This window comes from Murdochiella vaginalis (assembly GCF_902381775.1).
GTDB classification, from domain to species: Bacteria; Bacillota; Clostridia; order Tissierellales; family Peptoniphilaceae; genus Murdochiella; species Murdochiella vaginalis.
This window is the reverse complement of record NZ_LR698969.1, coordinates 355,637-376,434: the sequence shown is the minus strand read 5'-3', so window position 1 is coordinate 376,434 and position 20,798 is coordinate 355,637. Positions and strand designations below refer to the sequence as shown.

At 53.1% G+C, this 20,798-nt stretch carries 16 protein-coding genes; 8 read left to right on the top strand and 8 right to left on the bottom strand.

Features of this window, described 5'->3' with window-relative positions; all coding sequences use genetic code 11:
• The first annotated feature begins 3 nt into the window (after window positions 1-3).
• The 7 genes from FXY30_RS01475 to FXY30_RS01445 all read left to right on the top strand — a co-directional run bounded on the left by FXY30_RS01475 (window position 4) and on the right by FXY30_RS01445 (window position 5,739).
• Window positions 4-399: a hypothetical protein gene (locus FXY30_RS01475; RefSeq protein WP_071705050.1), complete on the top strand. Its 396-nt coding sequence runs from the start codon at window positions 4-6 to the stop codon at window positions 397-399.
• A complete protein-coding gene (locus FXY30_RS01470) occupies window positions 396-815 on the top strand; it encodes a phage holin family protein (RefSeq protein ID WP_071705049.1) in 420 nt (139 codons plus the stop codon). Before FXY30_RS01475 ends, FXY30_RS01470 begins: the two co-directional genes overlap by 4 nt.
• Window positions 808-1,746: a GH25 family lysozyme gene (locus FXY30_RS07640; RefSeq protein ID WP_071705048.1), complete on the top strand. Its 939-nt coding sequence runs from the start codon at window positions 808-810 to the stop codon at window positions 1,744-1,746. The genes FXY30_RS01470 and FXY30_RS07640 overlap by 8 nt, the downstream gene beginning before the upstream one ends.
• A gap of 194 nt (window positions 1,747-1,940) precedes the next feature.
• Window positions 1,941-2,135 (top strand): hypothetical protein, encoded by a 195-nt coding sequence (locus tag FXY30_RS01460; protein WP_071705047.1) that lies wholly within the window; start codon window positions 1,941-1,943, stop codon window positions 2,133-2,135.
• 48 nt (window positions 2,136-2,183) lie between these two features.
• Entirely contained in the window at window positions 2,184-3,755 is a 1,572-nt protein-coding gene (locus tag FXY30_RS01455; protein WP_083428144.1) for a recombinase family protein, read from the top strand.
• Window positions 3,756-3,785: 30 nt separating this feature from the next.
• Window positions 3,786-4,181: a hypothetical protein gene (locus FXY30_RS01450; protein WP_083428143.1), complete on the top strand. Its 396-nt coding sequence runs from the start codon at window positions 3,786-3,788 to the stop codon at window positions 4,179-4,181.
• Window positions 4,174-5,739: a recombinase family protein gene (locus tag FXY30_RS01445; RefSeq protein WP_071705045.1), complete on the top strand. Its 1,566-nt coding sequence runs from the start codon at window positions 4,174-4,176 to the stop codon at window positions 5,737-5,739. The genes FXY30_RS01450 and FXY30_RS01445 overlap by 8 nt, the downstream gene beginning before the upstream one ends.
• Window positions 5,740-6,011: 272 nt before the next feature.
• Here FXY30_RS01445 and rlmD read toward each other — a convergent pair whose 3' ends face one another.
• The gene (gene rlmD, locus FXY30_RS01440) at window positions 6,012-7,457 is read right to left on the bottom strand and encodes a 23S rRNA (uracil(1939)-C(5))-methyltransferase RlmD (protein WP_157885022.1); all 1,446 of its coding nucleotides are present in this window, start codon (window positions 7,455-7,457) and stop codon (window positions 6,012-6,014) included.
• Between the two features lie 1,406 nt (window positions 7,458-8,863).
• Between rlmD and FXY30_RS01435 the strand changes: the two genes are divergently transcribed.
• Window positions 8,864-9,778, top strand: coding sequence for a G5 domain-containing protein (locus tag FXY30_RS01435; protein WP_071705043.1), 915 nt, complete (start codon window positions 8,864-8,866; stop codon window positions 9,776-9,778).
• Between the two features lie 202 nt (window positions 9,779-9,980).
• Here FXY30_RS01435 and FXY30_RS07710 read toward each other — a convergent pair whose 3' ends face one another.
• The 7 genes from FXY30_RS07710 to FXY30_RS01400 form a co-directional block, all read right to left on the bottom strand.
• Complete coding sequence (locus FXY30_RS07710; protein ID WP_071705042.1) at window positions 9,981-11,102, bottom strand: hypothetical protein; 1,122 nt, start codon at window positions 11,100-11,102, stop codon at window positions 9,981-9,983.
• Window positions 11,103-11,398: 296 nt separating this feature from the next.
• Entirely contained in the window at window positions 11,399-12,265 is an 867-nt protein-coding gene (fba, locus tag FXY30_RS01425) for a class II fructose-1,6-bisphosphate aldolase (RefSeq protein ID WP_071705041.1), read from the bottom strand.
• A gap of 106 nt (window positions 12,266-12,371) precedes the next feature.
• Complete coding sequence (locus FXY30_RS01420) at window positions 12,372-14,750, bottom strand: glycogen/starch/alpha-glucan phosphorylase (protein WP_071705040.1); 2,379 nt, start codon at window positions 14,748-14,750, stop codon at window positions 12,372-12,374.
• An 11-nt stretch (window positions 14,751-14,761) separates the two neighbouring features.
• The gene (gene prfA, locus FXY30_RS01415; protein ID WP_071705039.1) at window positions 14,762-15,847 is read right to left on the bottom strand and encodes a peptide chain release factor 1; all 1,086 of its coding nucleotides are present in this window, start codon (window positions 15,845-15,847) and stop codon (window positions 14,762-14,764) included.
• A 61-nt stretch (window positions 15,848-15,908) separates the two neighbouring features.
• Window positions 15,909-16,793: a peptide chain release factor N(5)-glutamine methyltransferase gene (gene prmC, locus FXY30_RS01410; protein ID WP_071705038.1), complete on the bottom strand. Its 885-nt coding sequence runs from the start codon at window positions 16,791-16,793 to the stop codon at window positions 15,909-15,911.
• Window positions 16,794-17,615: 822 nt separating this feature from the next.
• Window positions 17,616-17,819 carry a 50S ribosomal protein L31 gene (gene rpmE / locus FXY30_RS01405; RefSeq protein ID WP_071705037.1) on the bottom strand — a complete coding sequence of 68 codons (204 nt, stop codon included), beginning with the start codon at window positions 17,817-17,819 and terminating at the stop codon, window positions 17,616-17,618.
• 715 nt (window positions 17,820-18,534) lie between these two features.
• Window positions 18,535-20,700, bottom strand: a complete 2,166-nt coding sequence (locus FXY30_RS01400; RefSeq protein WP_197675339.1) for an oxidoreductase — start codon at window positions 20,698-20,700, stop codon at window positions 18,535-18,537.
• Window positions 20,701-20,798 lie beyond the last annotated feature (98 nt).

Here is a 20,798-nt window from a genome sequence, read left to right as displayed (position 1 = left end):
ATCATGCAGATTCTAACTGATGAACAAGGTTTTATTACGAGCTTCGCCTTGGACGGAATGCTGGTCGGAGGAGCGGAATGCGCAGAGCCAGAGGACATAGAAGACTTTGCTCTCCATTACCAATGCTACCGAATCCGGGACGGTGACCTTGTCTTGGACAAAAAACGTCTGGTTGCTAAATCGAAAAATGCAGCGAAGGATGCGATTCGTGAACGTCGATGCAAGGAGTGCTTTCCCGTCATCAACCGGGGCACGCCTTGGTACGACAGACTTACAGAACAACAGAAAAAGGAACTAAATGCGTGGTATCTGGCCTGGCTGGATGCCACCGAAACAGGAGCCATTCCGGAGATGCCGGAGTGGCTTTCTACGTATTACGTATTAGGAGGAACGCGATGAAAGAGTTCTGGAACAGTATCCAGCTCATCTTCACCGGAATCGGCGGATGGCTGGGATTTTATCTTGGAGGATTTGACGGTTTGCTTTATGCACTCATCGCCTTTGTCATCACCGACTACATCACCGGCATCATGTGCGCAGTAGCAGACAAGAAGCTCTCGAGTGCGGTCGGCTTCAAAGGCATCGCAAGAAAGGTCTTGATCTTTCTGCTCGTAGGCATCGGACACATGATTGATGCTCAGGTCATCGGTACTGGCTCGGTTCTGCGCACGGCCGTCATCTTCTTCTATCTCTCCAATGAGGGCCTGTCCCTTGTCGAAAATGCCACGCATCTGGGACTGCCTGTCCCGAAAAAGCTGAAAGTCGTGCTCGCACAGCTCCATGAGCGCGCAGAAAAGGAGGAAACACATGAGTAAAGGGATTGACGTCTCCAAATGGAACGGCTCGATTGATTTCAACAAGGTAAAAGCGGACGGAATTGATTTTGTCATCATCCGTGCCGGCTATGGTTGGGATACTTCCCAGAAGGACCGCACCTTTGAACAGAACTACGCCCGGGCAAAAGCCGCTGGCCTTCATGTTGGGGCTTACTGGTATTCGTATGCCCGAAGCGCAGATAACGCAAGGTCAGAAGCGAAAGTATGTAAGCAGATCATCGCCGGAAAGCAGTTTGACTATCCGATCTTTTTTGATCTGGAAGAATCGTCTCAGCTTTCTCGAGGGCAGGCTTTCTGTGACAGCCTCATCCAAGCCTTCTGCAATGAAATGGAAGCGGGCGGTTACTTTGCCGGTTTCTACACGAGTGCCTCGGTCGCGAGAAACATTCTCTCGAAATCCATCCGCAAGCGCTATGCCTTCTGGTGCGCCCAGTGGGCAAACACGAACAGCTTTGAAGGCGAAAGCGGCCTTTGGCAGTACTCCAGCAAGGGCAGCGTATCTGGCATTGCCGGCAATGTGGACTTGGACATTTCTTACATCGACTATCCCTCCCTCATCCGTGGCGGCGGATTTAATGGCTATGCCAAAGGAAGCACTGCACCCACTGCAAAACCCGCACCGGCTCCGGAAAAGAAAACTGTAGAGACGTTGGCTGACGAGGTGATAAAAGGCCTCTGGGGAAACGGCGAGGAGCGCAAGCGCCGCCTGACGGCTTCCGGTTATTCCTACGATGCAGTACAGAAAAAGGTCAACGAGCGTCTTTCCGTCAAGCCGAAAAAGTCCATCAACACCCTTGCCCGTGAGGTGATTCATGGCGACTGGGGCAACGGCAACGAGCGAAAGAATCGCTTGACGAAGGCCGGCTACAATTATGATGCCGTGCAAAAGCGTGTAAACGAACTCCTGTGAACCTGTGTAAACAAAACGCCTGCTGCTGATGGTTCTCATCAGCGGCAGGCTTATTTTTTTTCCCTTGTTTCGTCAAAACGCTCCTCTCACCTCCAGCACCTTTTGAAGACAGGAAATCCGCTCAAAACCTCTCGCCATCTCCAGTGGAAAGGAGAGGGTGAAACGGATCTGCCCTCGAGATAAGGAGGGCAACGATGACAAACGATATAAATAATAAACAGCCTCTTCCGGTGCAGGAAGATCTGATGCGCGACGTTTATTACCGGCTTGCCGAGGCTTATGTTGACGAACTCTATGCGCAAGGGATTCTTGCGGAATGCGAAGCGCAAATACTGCACAGACAAAATCGTAGTGTATATCGGCCATTTCTCTACCAGCTGATGGAATAAACAACTTGCTATGTGTCTGGTTTAGAGCGTCTATATAGGAGAGCGGAGGTGAAAGCATTGAAGAAAGTAACGAGAATCGATGGTGTGGCAACACAACGGAAGCAGCAAAAACAGATGCGCATCGCCGTCTATTGCCGTGTCTCCACCGAATCGGACGCGCAGCTTGAAAGTCTGGAAGCGCAGCGTAAACACTATGCTTCCTATATTTGCACTCGAGACGGATGGACTTTGCACGATATCTATTATGAAAGGGGCGTCAGCGCTGCCAAGAGCAAAGCAAGACCTGAACTCAGACGCATGCTGCGTGACTGCCGCCTCGGAAAAATCGACCTTGTGCTAACCAAATCCATCAGTCGTTTTTCCAGAAATACAGCAGATTGCTTGCGCATGGTCAGAAAGCTTCTGGAACTAAAGATCCCCGTATACTTTGAGAAGGAAAATATCAATACCAGTGAAATGGAGAGCGAGCTTTTTTTATCCATCCTAAGTTCGATGGCGCAGGATGAGTCCGCTTCCCAATCTGCCAATGTGCGCTGGTCCATTGAGCAACGCTTCCAAAGCGGGACATTCATCATCACCTGCCCGCCTTTCGGTTATCGAAACGACGATGGTGTGATGGCAATCGTGGAAAATCAGGCTGTGATCGTGCGAGAGATCTTTCAACTTGCGCTGGCAGGATATGGCGGATATTCAATCGCAAGAATTCTCAATGATCAAAACATCCCTTCTGCCCACGGAGGACTTTGGAGCAGCGGAAGTATCCTTGCCATCTTGAAAAATGAAAAATATACCGGCGATTGCCTTTTTCAGAAGACCTATACCGATGATGCCTTCAAGCGTCATAAAAACAACGGTGAGAAAAATGCATACCTCGTGAGAGACCATCATAAGGCGATCATCGACAGAAAAACATATGACGCGGTTAACGAACTGATCGAGCTCAAGCGTGAGAATAAAGGGATCATTCAGGAGAGCCCCAAGTATCTCAATCGAACGGTGCTCTCCGGGAAGGTGAGATGTAAAGCATGCGGTTCGGTCATGAAGCGCATCACTCGCTATACGCAAAGCGGCAGTTACAAGATGTATGCATGCAGTACGCATCTGCACAGCAAGAAGAATTGCCCTTTCAAGGCTGTGTATGAAGATGGCATTCTCTGCGCCTTTGCAAGCATGATGAACAAATTGACCTTTGCCCGCGAAGCCATACTGGAACCTCTATTAAGCGAGATGCAAGGTCAGAAGCCAAAGACATATGTAAAAGAACTCAAAGTAGCAAACGAAGCCATTCGTGAGGATTCAGACAAGCTGGATGTGCTGACACGCTTAAGCGCTTCGGGATACCTCGACCGTCCGCATTTCCTCAAGGAGAAAAACAAACTTGTCACGCGAATTGAAGAAAGAAAAAAAGAGCGCGAACAGCTCAAAATTCAGGAAGCCGGGAAAGACGATACCGTAATAAACCTCGAAGCGCTCTGCCACTATGTAAAAGGGAGAAAAGTTTCGGAACGCTTTTGCGAGGAAGAATTCAAAAGGTTCGTCGATGCCGTAGAGGTTGTCAGTCGAACCGAGGTCTGCTTCATCCTGAAATGCGGACTCCGTCTTCCGGAAAGGCTGGCCTAAATAATGAGAACAATTCCTTATGGATACCGCATGAAAGATGGCAAAATCGCTATTCACGAAGAGGAAGCGTGTGCTCTGAAGTCCTTATTTGAAAACTACTTAAGCGGCATGAGTCTGAAGGCTTCTGCGCAGTCGGTCGGTATTACCTTTACGCACAGTGTCATCCGTCGCCTGCTGGAAAACCCGATTTATGCAGGAAGTGAGGGGTACCCCGCACTCATCAGCGAAGAATGGCTGAAACAGGCGCATGAGCTGCGTCTTTCTCGTGCAAAGAATCTGGGCAAGGAGAAGCTTCGCCATAAACGAAGACCTACCTTTTACGTAAAAACCCGATTTTATATGGATGAGATTGACTGCGGCGACCGGTCGGCACTCGAGCAAGCCGTATATGTCTATAACCAGATCCGAGAGGTTGAAGATGAATAAGAACATCACCATGATTCCCGCCCGAAAGAAGCAGGGAAACACAAAGACGGAAACGCCAAGCCCCACTCTTCGGGTAGCTGCTTACTGTCGCGTTTCTACAGATTCCGACGAACAGGCAACAAGCTATGAAGCACAGGTTGCGCACTACACGGAATACATTCAGGCACAAAAAGGCTGGGAGCTGGCGGGCATTTTTGCCGATGATGGCATTTCTGGCACCAACACCAAAAAGCGCGAAGAATTCAATCGTATGATTGATGCCTGCGAGGCAGGCGAGATCGACATAATTATTACCAAGTCCATCTCGCGTTTTGCTCGAAATACGCTTGATTGCCTGAAATACATCCGAAAGCTCAAAGAAATCAACATCCCAGTTTTCTTTGAAAAGGAAAACATCAACACGATGGATGCCAAAGGCGAAGTGTTGATCACCATCATGGCCTCCCTTGCTCAACAGGAAAGCCAGAGTCTGTCTCAGAATGTGAAACTCGGCATCCAGTACCGCTACCAGCAGGGAAAAGTGCAGGTCAACGCCAAATGGTTTTTAGGCTATGACAAAGATGCGGATGGTCACCTCGTGATCAATTCTGAACAGGCAAAAACGGTAAAACGCATCTATCGAGAGTATCTTGAGGGGCTTTCCATGAACAAAATCGCTGCAGGACTTGAGGCGGATGGCATAAGAAACGGAGCCGGACACACCAAATGGACTCCCAGCAATATTCGCCAAATTCTCACCAACGAAAAATATATCGGTGATGCCCTTTTGCAAAAAACCTACACCGTTGATTTTCTGACCAAGAAGCGCGTAAGAAATGAAGGACACATGCCACAGTACTATGTGGAAAATGACCACGAAGCTATCATTCCAAAGGAGATCTTCCTGCTGGCTCAAGACGAGCTGGTAAGAAGACGCAACCTTTCTAAGCGAGCGGATGGCAAACGAAAAGCCTACTCGTCTAACCACTGTCTGTCCGGGCTTGTTATCTGTGGTGAGTGCGGCGAGTATTACCGCCGGATTCACTGGAACAACCGGGGATGCAAATCCATCGTCTGGCGCTGCATGAGCAGGCTTACTCCCGGAAACAACTCCTGCCATGCGAGAACGGTGGAGGAGGAGTTTTTGAAAGGCATTGTGCTTTCTGCTATTAACCGTTGCATTAAAGATAAGGGGTGCTTTTTTGCTGAACTGGAGGATCGGATTACTCACGTGATTGACCACGAGTCCTCAGTAGACATGAAATCGATAGAGCAAAGACTGGAGGATCTACAGCAAATGCTCATGGATCGCATTTCGAATCGAGAACCCTATGAAGACGTTGCAAATGAGATTGATGCAGTGAAAGAAGAAAAAATGCAAGCCGAGCTTGCTCAGGCAAAGACGGACAATCAGATCCTGCGCATCCAAGCGATGCGCGACTTTTTACAAGCGCAGACCGGTATACTCACAACTCTGGATGATGCGCTGGTGCGCAGAATGGTGGATACCATCACGATTCATGACAAAAAAATTGATGTCCGGTTTACGTCTGGTGTATCTGTATCTATCAAGCAGTAGTGTTTTGACAACCATCTTACCGTTCCAACTGTCTGACCAAAAATCATCTGACAACCATCTTGCCGACTCGCAAGGCAGGAATATACCAACATTCAACTTGCCTTTACAATTGTATGACCAAAACAGTTCTTTTCACTAAAAAATCCCGCCTCTGAATCGGAGCGGGATTTTTCATTTTATGGTTATTTCGACTACTTTTGCATCCAATCAGACGCTTTCCGAACAAACGGTAAAACCGCTAAAACGCCGTAAAATCAAGGCTTTCAAGCCTTTTAGTCCTTTCTTGACATCAAACAGACCGTCTCAACATGCTTCGTCCGCGGAAACTGGTCGAAGGCAACCACTTGCTCGACGCGGTAGCCACCGGCAGTAAAGAGAGACAGGTCGTGAACCTGTGTGGTGGGATTGCAGGAGATGTATACGATGCGCTCGGGGGCAGCAGCGATGAGGTGGGCGACAGCCTTGGGATGAATACCCTGGCGAGGCGGATCGAGAAGGACAACGTCGGGACGATCGCCGATGTCGGCGAGACGGGTCAGCTCGGCAAGGACGTCGGATGCAACGAAGCGTACATTCGCAAGACCGTTGCGTTGACAGGCTTCACGGGCTTTCTCGACGGCTTCCTCCACGATCTCCACGCCGATGACGCGCTGGGCGCGCGACGCGGCAATTTGCGCGAGGGTTCCCGTGCCGGAATAGAGATCGTAGACGGTCTTGCCGCGCAGGTCGCCGGCAAGGTCAAGTGCCTTGGAATAGAGGTTCTTGGCACCCATGACGTTGGGCTGGAAGAAAGAAAACGGCCCCACGTGAAACGAGAGGTCAAAAAGGCGCTCTTCCAGGTAAGAACGTCCTTCCAAAAGATCGAGAGCATCCGCCTGCACCACGTCCGCAACGCTGTCATTGGTCGTGTGGAAGACGCTCACGAGGCGCATCGAAAGGGAAAGGCTGTGCAGAAGGCGCAGAAATTCCGTCGTATCGAGTGCCGTCCAGGTGCGCTCCGAGGTCGTCACAAGATTGACCATGAGCTCCCCCGTCGTAAGCGCCGCACGCAACACGAGATGGCGCAAATAGCCGCTCTTCTTCGCACGATGATAGAATGTCCATTCGCGCTCCCGGCAAAAACGCTCCACTGCCTTGCGCAACGAATTAAAATCCTCCGGGACGATATTGCACAGCGGCGTCGGCAAAATGTCATAAAAATGGCCCGGACGATGCAGCCCCAACGTCAGCGGCCCGCCAGGCGTGCTGTCGCCGAAGGTATACTCCATCTTGCTGCGATAGCCCTCCAAGAGCGGACTGCGATAAAGCGAAATCGCGGAAGAAAGCCCCAGCGGCGCATACAGCTCCCGCAGCTGCCGGCTTTTAAGCAGCAGCTCCGATTCCACGCTGATCGTCTGGTAATTGCAACCTCCGCAGATGCCTGCCTGTGGGCAAGTCGGACGATGTTCCATGGGCGACGGCGCCAGCAGCTGCAATGGCATCACCTCGCGCACCCCGGCATGCGAACGCTTCACGCGGCAACGCCAAACCTGGCCCGGCAGCCCGCCCTTCATGCGCATGGGCGCGACCGCCTCGCGTTTGCTGTGATCCACGGGCAACTCCAGCATCTCGCCCACCGGATCATGCGCAATCGTCGACAGCACCACGCCGCTCGCACGATCGGGATACGCCAGCTCTTCAATTCGCACGTCCACCACCGGATGTTTTTTCTTCGTCATCGTCCCTTCCTTCCTGTTCTCTCCCATTATAACGGATTCGGTGCGCGCGCCGCCGGGAATTCGGGATGGGTGGGGCGCGGGCGCGGCGGAGGGCGAAGTATAAGCGTGGTGCATAGCGCGGGGTGTAAGCTCGTGCTTCGCTCCACTGAGGCCTTTGAGGAGCCTAAAACAGCGAAGTGCAGAAAAAGGCTCCCGGCCATGATCGTAAAAGTCGTATTTTAGGAGCCCAAAAGAGGAAAATGCGAAAAAGGGCTCCCGCTTACCACTAGGAAATCTGCATTTTGGGGGCCCAAAACTGTGAATTGCAAAAAAGGGCTCCTTGTGCGCAAGAAAAAAACTAAAAATTAGGAGCCTAAATTTGCGATTTGTAAAAAAGGGCTCCTTTTTTCGCCAAAAATCGCCGAAGCCCAGGAGCCCATATTCGTAAATTGCAATAAAAGGCTCCTTTTATCGCAAAAAATCACCAAAGCCCAGGAGCCCATATTCGCGAAATGCGAAAAAGGGCCCCTTCTTGCCGCCAACGCCACCAAGAAGGAGCCGGCCTGCGGCCGGCGGTTTGAAAACGCCGCCGAAGGCGGCTCCGCCTTAGAAACGCGCCGCCAACAGCAGTCCAAGCGGCGCTCCTCTTTTTTTCAGCGTGTCACAAAAATCATGTTTATTTTGTAATTAAGGCAAAACCACTCTACCGTTGTGCAAGCAAGTGTAGAGTGGTTTCGCCTTTTTTAGCAATCCACTCTACATGGTTGCGAGCGGGCGTAGAGTGGTTTCGCCTTTTTTAGCAATCCACTCTACAAGATCGCAAGCAGGTGTAGAGTGGTTTTGATTTTTTTAGCAATCCACTCTACAAGATCGCAAGCAGGTGTAGAGTGGTTTTGCTTTTTTCCGCCATTCAACTCTACAGGATCACGAATGAGCGTAGAGTGGTTTCGCTTTTTTCAGCAATCCACTCTACAGTGTTGCAAGCGGGCGTAGAGTGTTTCGCCTTTTTGACGATTCCCCTCTACAAAATAAGGTGCCGGCCTGCGGCCGGCGATTTGAAAACGCCGCCGAAGGCGGCTTCCTCTTAGAAACTGCGCCGCCAAAAGCGGTTCCAGCGGCGCTCCACTGAAACCCATGCGCTCCAGACACCTGCGTCCTCCGCAGCAGCTCCGCCCGCCGCGCCTCATCTCCGCACCCCGCGCCTCACCCAACGCTCTGCCAGCCGCGCATCGCCCCTCCCGGCCCTTTTCGTGCGCCGCATCTTCGACGAACCGGAAGTGCGCCTGCAAAGCTTCATCGCCGAGGAGAGCCGGCGGCGCAAGAAAAGGGCCGGGCGGGGTGCAGAAGATATGCACGCGGGGCCTTCATCGTGTATACTATTTGCGTAACGACGCGCGAAAGGGCGTCGAACAGAGAGAGAGGACCAGATGAAACAGAAACGATTACTCCTCGCCTTGGCGCTCAGCGGTGCCGTGCTTACCGCCTGCAGCAGCAATCCCGGCTTTGAGCTTGTGGATGCGCCGCGACAGGAAAGCTCCGGCGTCGAGGAGACCAAAGAGGTTACCGAACTTATGGAACAAGAGTTCGCCATTGTGACCGAAGTGGATGATACCGTAAAGCCGGGCGAATATCGCATCGTACAGCCGGGCGAACGCGGCCAGAGCAATATCACCTATGAGGTTAGCATGTCGGGCGGCAAAGAAGTATCGCGCAAAGCGCTCTCCGAGACCGTGGTCAAGAAGCCTGTCGAAGCGATCGTCAAGATTGCCCCCACGGCCAAACACGGCGAAATCGGCGCGCGCGAAATTATCGGCTACTCCAATCCGACGAGCCCCCATTTCGTAAAACCCACCACCATCGGCGCAACTATGACGGACAACTCCTTGGTGTTGCGCATCTTGGCAGACGGCAAGGTGGAAAAGGACAACTTCATGGTGGCGCAGTCTTCCGAGAAGCCGCGCACAGAACCCTCAACCACGGAAAAGAGCCGCGTGCCCGATATCCGCATCGTCCCGGCACCCTCACGCGGCGGCAAGACCCATACACCGACGCCGACGCCGCCTCCGGCGAAGCCCAAGCCGCCGGTCATTCCGGTTCTTCCGAACGCCTCCTCGGCGCCCGCTTCGTCCGAACAATCGTCATCGAGCTCCTCCTCGCAGGAACAATCGTCGCAACAGAGTAGCTCAAGTTCCTCCGCGCAGACCAGCAGCGATACGCAGGCACCGTCGTCTTCGCAGAGCCAGTCCAAGCCCGAAAGCAGCAAGAGCTCCACAACCGAGGCACCCCCGAATCCGAATCCGTCCGGCGAAAACACCTCGCCCGAAGAAAAGCCCGCCCCATAAGGCGGGCTTTTTTATTGCTCCTTTCCTGCCCGGATGCCGTTCTCCGTGCTTCGTAGGCTTCTCTAAGACACCTGTCGAGCCCACTGTGCAACGACGCTCCTGCTACATGGCAATAAAAAGGAGGTGTTCCTTTCGGAACACCTCCTTCGGTCTGTCCAGGACAAACCTGTCATTCACACCAACAGCAGCACGTTATGCGAACTTACTTGCGTTTTTTCGAAGCGACAAATGCGCCCGCAGCCAATACCGCGCTGCCTGCATACGCCAATACGGTGATGTCGCCGGTCTTGGGAGCTTTTTTGTTGTTTTTCTTATTGTCCTTGTCCTTTACTTCCGGTTTCTCTGCCGGCTTGCCCGGTTTGCCCGGCTCTTCGCCCGGTTTGCCCGGCTCTTCGCCCGGTTTGCCCGGCTCTTCGCCCGGTTTGCCCGGCTCTTCGCCCGGTTTGCCCGGCTCTTCGCCCGGTTGCGGTGCCGGTGTTTCGCCCAAAGCAGCCAACAGACCCTTTGTGGTTTTGGTCTGGCTTAACAGAGCAAGGATGATCTGTTTCGCAGATTTTCCTTCCACATCAACTTTTGCTTTTTCAGCTGCATCAAGAGTCGGCTTTAAAGCGTTCAGCGCGTCAACAAAATCTTTTGCAACTTCAGCTTCGTTCTTGGTGTTGAAGTCAGCAACGGCTTTATCATACGCTTTCTTTGCTTCCGTGTACTCTTTGTAATCCTTAAGAGCCACACTTGCATTCGCCAAATTCTCTTTCGCGTCCTTAAGAGCCTCTACTGCTGCATCATACTTCTGTTTTGCTTGAACGAGCGAATCAATGACGGCAGCTTTTCTTAATTCTTGAGCTTTAGCCGGCTCAGTTGCCTCAATCTCGTCCGCTCGGGCCTTAATTGCAGCTTTGATGTCTTCCGCTTCGGTCGCTGTCAGGCCAGCTAAACCATACGGCGTGGCAAGATCTTCCCAAGCTTTTTTAGGAGCTTTCAATGCTTCTTCCGCATTGTTCACAGCATCTTGCTTTGCACCTTTTTCTTTGCCCAACTTCACCCAATTGTCAATTGCAGTGTTTTTATCTTTCTCAGCATCGGTCATAGCTTTCTCTAAGTCAGAAAGTTTTTTGCCTTCCAGCCCTGCTTCTTTGACCTTCTTCTCTGCCGCAGCCTTATAGACCGAAGCGTCATACACCATTTTGATTTTAGCTGTAGCCAGATCTTCGTCTGACACTGTCGCAGCCTGAACTGCTTCATCCGCCAAAACCGGTGTTGCTAGGGCACCGCCGAACGCCAGAGCGCCAGCAAGAGCCAATGCTACAATACGTTTCGTTTTCATTGTCATCCTCCGTAATTTGTTTTTTTCCTGCTTTGTGATCAGCTGCTATGGTTGTGCATGTAATCGTGGAAGCTCCGGAAAATAGAAACTTCTTGATTTACAGGCTCATCATACCAATTCATCCTGCATTCGTCAACGCTAATTGTGGGTTTTCCGTGAAGTTGTTGCAAAAAAGTAACGAAAAGCTTACTTTTTTGGCCTCTTCCGCATGTATGCCACAGGCTGTGAGTCGTGCGCCCCTATCGGGACGCTCTGTTTTCTGCCGCGCATTGGGATTCGGCATGCTTTGTGGGGCGTTACTCCGCCTTGCCCACCGAGCCGAACATCTCCAGCTTTTCTTTGACCGTTTCTTTGATGGCGGCCGTACCGGGGGCTAACAGCTTGCGCGGGTCGAATCCTTTGCCCTGTTGGTCCTTGCCGGCTTCGATGTATTCGCGCGTGGCCTTCGCAAAGGACAGCTGGCACTCAGTGTTGACGTTAATTTTGGCGACGCCGAGCGAAATGGCTTTCAAAATCATATCCTTGGGAATGCCGGTACCGCCGTGTAAGACGAGCGGCATATCGCCGGTTGCTTCCTTGATGTGTTGCAGGGCATCAAAGTCGAGGCCCTTCCAGTTGGCCGGATAGACGCCGTGGATGTTGCCGATGCCGGCGGCTAAAAAGTCAATGCCGAGATCCGCCAGGCGTTTGCATTCTGCGGGATCCGCGATCTCGCCCATGCCGACCACACCGTCTTCCTCGCCACCGATGGTGCCGACTTCGGCTTCGACGGAGATGCCGTGTTCATGCGCCAGACGCACGATTTCGGTGGTTTTTTCCAGATTCTCTTCGAGCGGGAAATGAGAGCCGTCGAACATGACGGAGGTGTAGCCGGCTTCGATGCACTTTTTCGCGCCTTCATAGGTGCCGTGGTCCAAGTGCAGCGCGACGGGCACGGTAATGCCCAGGGCCTCATCCATTGCGCGCACCATGGCGGCGACGGTGGTGTGGCCTCCCATGTATTTTCCGGCGCCTTCAGAGACGCCTAAGATGACGGGCGACTTGAGCTCCTCCGCGGTTTCCAGAACGGCTTTGGTCCATTCCAGATTGTTAATGTTGATCTGTGCGACAGCGTAGTGTTCTTTCGCCGCCTTGATGAGCATTTCTTTGGCCGATACCAGCATATTTTCCTCCTTTTCGTGTGACTTCGTGTGACGGTTTTCGATGCAACGGGCCAGGTCGGCTCGCGCAGAGCATTTCGGACGCCTTAGCGGCGGCCGGTGTTGACGACTATTGAATGGTGTCCACTTTCCATATATCCCGCACGTATTCGCGCACGGTGCGGTCGGATGAGAATTCGCCGCAGTTGGCGAGGTTCATCAGGCACTTCTTCGCCCAGCCGAGACGGTCGCGATAGGCGGTGTCGACGCGCTTTTGGGCTTCGGCATAGCTTTCAAAATCGTAGAGCAGATAGTGTTCGTCCCCGCGTTCGCCGTGTTGGGGTGCCACCAGCGAATTATAGACATCCAGGAACATATAGGTGCCGTGGTCCGACAGGCGCTGATCCAACAGATAGTCCACCACTTCCTTAATTTCGGGCTTCGTATGGTAGTACTCGAGCGGATTATATGAGGAAGCAATGCCTTCCAATTCTTCGACGGTGGCGCCGAAGCGGAAATTGTTCTCTTCGCCGGCATCCGCAATAATCTCGATGTTGGCGCCGTCATACGTGCCGAGGGTCGGGGTGGCGTTGAGCATGAATTTCATGTTGCCCGTGCCGGAGGCTTCTTTTCCGGCCGTGGAAATCTGCTCGGAAATGTCCGCCGCCGGAAAGAGCTTTTCGGCGGAGCTGACGCGGTAGTTCTGGACGAAGACGACGCGCAGTTTTTTGCGCGTATCCGGGTCGGCGTTGACCATCCGGGCGACTTCGTTGATGAACTTGATAATGGCTTTGGCACGGAAATAACCGGGCGCGGCCTTCGCGCCGAAGATAAACGTGCGCGGCACCATGTCCAGACCGGGATTTTTCTTGAGCATATTGTACAAGTGCAGAATGTGCAGAATGTTCAACAGCTGGCGCTTGTACTCATGCAGGCGCTTGATCTGGATGTCGAAAATCGAGTCGGGATCCAAGGTAATGCCTTCGGTGCGTTCAATGTAGTCCACCAGCTGGTTCTTTTTGATGGCCTTGATGGCGTTGAGCTCCGTAAGGGTTTCGGGATCGTCGGCGTAGCGTTCCAGTCCTTTCAAAAGGGTGAGGTCGTGATGCCAGGCGTCGCTGCCCAACTTTTTCGTGATAAAGGCGGACAGCTCGGGATTGGCATATTGCAGCCACCGACGGGGTGTGACGCCGTTGGTCTTATTGCTGAATTTTTCCGGCATGACGGCAACCCATTGCTTGAAGGTTTCGGTTTGCAAAATCTGCGTATGGATTTTGGCCACACCGTTGACCGCGACAGCACACCAAACCGCCAAATAGGCCATTTCCACGACGTTGTCGTGGATGATGCGGTAGGTGTTGATCTGCTCCTCGGGCATGCCCTGTTGACGGAACACGGAAATCATCTTCTGGTTGATTTCCTTGATGAGCTCCAGGCAGCGCGGGCAGACCTCGTCGACAATATCGAGGCTCCATTTTTCCAGTGCTTCCTGCAAGACGGTATGGTTGGTGAACGCAAACGTATGCGTCGCAACATCATAGGCATCGTCCCAGGAAAGTTCCTCTTCGTCGATGAGAAGGCGCATCAGCTCGGGAATGGCGATGACGGGATGGGTGTCGTTCAATTGAATGGAATGCAGCGCCGAGAACGAGCGGAAATTAGTGTCTTCGGGGAAATTCTCTTTATAGCGGGTGAGAAGGTCTTGGATGCTGGCGGAGGTGAAGAAGTATTGCTGTTTGAAGCGCAACACCTTGCCGGCGCGCTGCATGTCGTTGGGATAGAGCACGCGGGTGATGTCTTCGGCACGGTTTAATTCGCGCAGGGCATCGTCATATTGAAAGTTGTTGAAGCGGTCGAAGTCGAATCCGGACTCGAGCGGCTCGGCCTGCCACAGGCGCAGGGTGTTTACGATGCCGTTTTTGTAGCCGATGATGGGCATGTCATAGGGCACGGCGAGCACGGTTTCGTCCCGGAAGCGCACGAGCTTGGCTTCCTCTTCACGACGTTGCGACCAGAAATCGCCTTTTTTGGTCCAATCGTCGCCTTCTTCGCGCTGGAAGCCGTCGATGAATTTCTGTTCAAAGATGCCTTGGCTGTAGCGCACGCCATAACCTTGGACGGGGTAGCCTTCGCTGGCAGCGGAGTCGATGAAGCAGGCGGCAAGCCTTCCCAAACCGCCGTTTCCGAGAGCGGCGTCATCCTCTTCGTCTTCGAGCTGTTCAAAGTCGATGCCGATGTCCTTGAGAACCGCTTTCACTTCGTCGAGAATGCCCAGATTCAGCAGGTTGTTTCCCAGCGCGCGGCCGACCAGAAATTCGGCGGAAAAATAGTATTCGTTACGCATGGTCTTGGTCTTTTCCCGCGTTTCCATCCAGGCATCGGTGATGTGATCCATAATGGTTTGGGAAAGGGCGGCATATTTTTCAAAGGATGTTGCCGTTTCAATGGTCTTGCAGAACAGACGCTTGGTGCTTTCGTTCCACTGCTTCAAAAACTGCTCTTTGTCCATGGGTCCTCCTACTATGCTTGCTCGCTGTCGTCCGTGACCAGCGCCAGTTTTTTCATCTGGTCTTCGGTTTGCAGGGCCTCAATCATTTCGCCGATATCGCCATCCAGAAATTCATGAATTTGGTAGATCGTGCGGTTGATGCGATGGTCGGTGATGCGTCCCTGCGGAAAATTATACGTGCGGATGCGTTCGCTTCGGTCGCCGCTTCCCACCTGGGAATGCCTTGCCGAGGCGATTTCCTGATTCTGCTTTTCGAGTTCCAGGTCATAGAGCTTGGTCTTCAGAAGGTGCAGCGCCTTCTCTTTGTTCTTCAGCTGGCTCTTTTCATCCTGGATGGCCACCACGATGCCGGTCGGGATGTGCGTGACGCGCACGGCAGAGTCGGTCGTATTCACGCATTGGCCGCCGTGTCCGCTGGAACGATAGACGTCCACGCGCACATCATTGAGATTCAGCTCCACATCGACATCTTCGGCTTCGGGTAAGACCGCGACGGTCGCCGTCGACGTATGAATGCGTCCGGATGACTCCGTCTCGGGCACGCGCTGTACGCGATGCACGCCGGATTCGTATTTGAGCTTCGAATACGCGCCTTCCCCTTTGACCATGAAGGTGGCCTCTTTGATGCCGCCGATGCCCTGTTCGGTGCGATCGAGCTCTTCGGTGGTATACCCTTCTTTCTCAGCATACATGTGGTACATGCGATATAAATCGCCGGCAAACAGTCCGGCCTCGTCCCCGCCTGCGCCGGCTCGAATCTCCACAATGACGTTTTTGTAATCGTTGGGATCCTTGGGCACGAGCAAGAGCTTGAGCTCTTCTTCTTTTTTCTGCGCGATGTCTTCCTGCTCGGCAAGATCGGCCTTCAACATCGCTTCCATGTCCGCATCCTGCACTTCTTTCAGCATCTCGCGGTCTTCTTCGGCGGTATCGATGGCTTTCTTATATTCCTGATAGGCCTTGGCGATGGGCTTGCGTTCGACATAGGCCCGGTTGACTTTGCGCCAGGCATTCATGTCGGCGAGCAGCGCCGGGTCGGCAAGTTGCTGTTCCATCTCGTGCAATTGGCTTTGAATATGTTCTAAACTTTCAAACATGATTTTCCTCTTCGTTTCGTGTGGGGAGCGTATTCGATTCGTGGCGGCGTGGGCTACGCGGCTATCGCGTCGCGCGCACGATGCGGTCACGGCCGGTGTAGTCCGGATGCACCGTTACAGCGGAAAATCCCGCCTGTCGAAATAGGCTCGAAACGGCCTCACCCTGCCGATCTCCTATTTCCATGAGCACCACGCCGTGCGACTGCAGCCTTGCCGGCAACAGCGGAATCCATTCCTGATACAGGGCCAGACCGCCCTTTCCGGGTTCCCCGGCAAACAGAGCCGATGCCGGTTCATACTGCAATTCATCCTGCAGGCTCTCTTTTTCCTGCGGATCAATGTAGGGCGGATTGGACACCAACACGTCCACGGCCTCGGGCAGAGCCGACGGTCCGTCGCCCAGCACCCATTCTATCATGTTTTGTGAGGATGCCGACGCATCGTTCGGTACAGGTTGTGCGGACGCTGGCTGCGCGTGGATGCCCCCTCTCGATGACAGAAGGCGGGCGGCATTTTCCTTTGCCAGGACAAGTGCGTCAGCCGAGCAGTCGGTCGCATACAGTTTCCTCGGCTTCGGGTGCGCCTCCAATGCGATGCTGAGGGCAATCGCCCCCGTGCCCGTGCCGATATCGGCAACGAGCTTGCCGGCAAGGTCCTCTTGCAGAGCCATCTCCACCAGTCGCTCCGTTTCGGGACGCGGAATCAGCGCACGCGCATCAACCTGAAACAGATGCCCATAAAATTCCCATTCTCCGATGGCGTATTGCAGCGGTTCGCCGGCAAGGCGACGCCGCACAATTTCCTGATAGCGCTCGGTAACGGCCGTATCCAGGCTTTCGCCGCTTTTTGCGCGCAGCGCACCCGGCGTCGTGTCCAATACATAGGATAACGCCAGGTAGCCTTCCTGTTGTGGCAGCAGCGCCGCCCATTGTGCGATGGTCTTCATCCTGCCTCCTGTTGTTACGCATCGGTATTGCGCAACGCCTTCGACGTACGTCGCCTTCCCCGTCCTCTTCGCATCTGTTCCTTCGCATCTGTTCCTTCGCATCTGTTCCTTCGCGTCGTTCTCTTCGCGAGGGTCTCTTCGCGTCGATCTCTTCTCATTGTAACGATGTTTGGTATGCGGCTCTACTTTTTGCAAATGAGCCATGCGTTTGGAAGGACAACCCATATGGAGCGCCGCTGGAAATGCCGTTGGCGGCGTGGCTATCGAAATGGATATTCTGGGAAGCTTGTGTCCGAAAATGCAAAAAAATGAAATAACGGACACGCTGTTGTGCCTCCATAGCGTGAAAATTGTGTCCCTAATTTCCGAAAGTGTTAAAGAAGGACACACTTCTACCTCACTTAAGTGAAAACCGTGTCCCTAATTTCTATAATTGAAAAAAAGGGAACAAGATTAGGCCGCGACGAGGCAAATTTTGTGTCCTTAAATCCAAAAAAGCACAAAAAGGAACACATTTTGCACCGCTAGAGTAAAAATCCTGTGTCCCTAATTTCCGAAAGTTAAAAAAAGGACACACTTTTACCTCACTTGAGCAAAAAGCTGTGTCCCTAATTTTAATAATTAAGAAAAAGGGACACAGGGTTAAGCCGTGAGGCGGACTTGGAAGCCAATTCATCGCATATCAGCACAAAATTGCAAGCCATCCCCTTCTCTCAAATTCGCCAACCATCGTCCCCGCCTTCGGCGCAAAAAAACGACCGCATACGGCGAGGCCGTCTGTGGTCGTTTTTTGTAAGGCTTTGGCAAGCCCGTTCTCTTGTGTTAGTCGATGTTGTATTTCTTCTTAAAGCGTTCGACACGACCGCCACGTTCTGCTGTCTTCTGTTTGCCCGTGTAAAACGGATGGCACGCCGAACAAACGTCTACACGCAGCTCTTTTTTGGTCGAACCGGTCGTAAACGTGTTACCGCAAGCGCAGGTAACCGTCGCGTTTTCGTAATACTCCGGGTGAATGCCTTGTTTCATGTGATCACCTCTCTTTGCAAGTTTTCGTGCATAGCTTTATGAGTATAGCACAGGGTGGCGACGACGGCAAGGACTGATGGTGCTAAATTTTCATCGCCGAGCAAAGAGGTCACAATAGCGCCAGCCGGAGGTCGGTTCCTTCTGGCGTCTCTATTGTAAAAAGGCGCCATCTCAATGCCAACTGCAAGTTGGTTCCTTATTGCGGCGATGGTGGGGAAAGTGCGTTTTCGCCCTACTACCACCATCGCCGAAAGCATGAACGATGGTGGTGGTAACGCGTTTTCGCTAAATCCCCACCATCACCGAAGGCATAAACGATGGTGGTGGAAATGCGTTTTCGCCCTACTACCACCATCGCCGAAGGCACAAACGATGGTGGTGGAAATGCGTTTTCGCTAAATCCCCACCATCACCGAAGGCATAAACGATGGTGGTGGAAATGCGTTTTCACTAAATCCCCACCATCGCCAAGGGCAAAACGATGGTGGCGGAAACGCGTTTTCGCTAAACCATCACCACTTTCCGCGCAATGAACTTTTATCTGCTTAAGCCTTACGATCCCTTGAAAAAACTTGTCGTAAGCGGTCCTTAGGTGGCTAACATCTGTCAAAAAACGCCGTATTGCTGACGGGGTAACCCGTCAGCAATACGGCATCATACTGGAGATTCTCTCACGTTCTTGGTCTCAAATCATTTACAAATGTATAGGATGGAACTAAATTTTCATCGCCGTTTCATACGCCTGCCAGACGGCGGTTTTGATGTTGCCGATGCCAGCGCAATCGCCGATAAAATACGTCTGCGCGCCGGTGTGAGCCTTGTCCAGCAAGGGATCCGGACGATACCCAACGGCAGAAATGACGGAATCGCAAGGCACCTCGTGCAACGCGCCGGAGGCATCCTTGTACGTAACCGCGTCTTCCTTCACCTCAACCAGCGTGGATTCCAAATAGACCGGGACCTTATGCAGCGCGAACCATTCGCGCAGGTAAGAGGAATTCGCCAGACAGACACCTTCTGTCGCAATCAGGTCTTCCTTCATTTCCAGAATAAAGGGCTCCTTGCCCTGCAGGGCCAGCTCGTAGGCAATTTCACAGCCGGTAAGGCTTCCGCCGATGACCGCGACACGCCGGCCGACGCCCTTCTTGACCGCGACACCCTCTTCCTCCCGACGCCCTTCCAGCGCGCGCAGAAAATCGGTGGCCTCGATCGTGCGGTCAAAGCCCGGAACACGCGAAAGGCTAATGGGCTTTCCACCGGTCGCAACAATAACCGGATCCGTACCGAAGTCGTGGTCGGGCGCAATGCTCTGATTCATATGAACGGGAATGTCCAGACGCTCCATTTCCTGCCGATACCAGGCTAAAAGGTCGCGCATGGGCTTCTTGTAGGACTCGGCCGCTCCCGGAATCACGACACCGCCGAGACGATCCGTTTGCTCATAGATCACCGGATTGTGACCGCGCAACTTGAGCACGCGAGCCGCCTCCATGCCGCCAACCCCGCCGCCGATGATATGCACCGTCTTCGGCGCATCCGTCTTCTTAATGTAATGCTTGTCCCACTGCATGGTCTCCGCATTCACGGCGCAACGCGCCAAATGGAGCGAATCCTGCAACTCCTGCATATTCGGCGTTCCCTTCCATTTGCTCATGTTGAAGCAGGCGTTGTGGCAGCAAATGCAGGGGCGAATTTCCTCGCTTCGTCCTTCCAGGATCTTGGTCACCCACTCCGGATCCGCCAAAAACGCACGCGCAAAACCGACCCCGTCAATTGTGCCGGCGGCCACTTCCTTCGCGCCCACGTAGGGATCCATGCGCCCGGCCGGAACGACGGGAATCGTCACGGCCTTTTTGATTTCCTTGACCTCATCCAAATTACAGTTTTCCGGCATGTAAATCGGCGGATGGCACCAGTACCAAGCATCGTAGGTACCGTTGTCGCAGTTGAGCATGTCATAGCCGGCATCCTGCAAGTAGCGCGCCGCCCACCGCGACTCTTCCATATCCCGACCGACCTCGGTATATTCTTCCCCGGGAAGAGCTCCCTGACGAAATCCTTTAGTCTTGGATTCGACGGAATAGCGCAGGGAAACCGGAAAATTCTCGCCGCAGACGCGCTTAATCTCCCGGACAATATCCACCGGGAACCGATAGCGATTTTCCCGACTGCCGCCGTAGGCATCCGTGCGGTGATTGACGTATTTCAAGGTGAACTGATCCAGCAGGTAGCCTTCATGGACGGCATGCACTTCCACCCCATCCACCCCGGCATCCTTAAGCAGCTTCGCGCTCTTGCCGAACGCCTCCACCATCTGTTGAATTTCTGCGACCGTCATGGCGCGGGATGGCACTTTGTCCGACCAGCGGTTGGGCGCTTCCGAAGCCGAGGCGGTAATCTTATCCAGGTTCATCACGGGCTTGGAAAGGAAACGCAAAACCGGATTCGTATAGAGTGTTTCCATCATGGGGGAAATCGTGAACGAGCGGCCGAAGCCCGCTGTCAGCTGCACGAAAAGCTTCGCGCCCGTTTGATGGAATGCCGGCAGCCATTTGGCCAGATCATCGTACATCCGCTTATTTTTATACAGCCACTGGCCGAACATGGGGTTGTACACCGGCTGGCATCCCGGTAGAACCAGACCCACATTGTTTTCCGCGATCGTCCGGATAAAATGCGCGCCCGTTTCGTCAAAGTGGTTCTTTTCCATCCATCCCAGCAGATTGGTACCGCCCATCGACGTGAGTACGATGCGATTTTTGATTTCGACGGTTCCAATTTTCCACGGAGTAAAGAGAGGGGCAAGTGCCTCGGGAAGCGCCGGGTTTTCCGCAGTGTGTTGAGCAGGGTGCGGTTGTTTTGTGGTGGTAGCCATCGTCATGATTTCCTCCTTTGTTGCTATTGGTTGATGTAGCTTTGTCCTTATCATTATGCCCTTTTTTGCGAATTCTCCATTTTTTTTGGTGAAATATGCGTGGC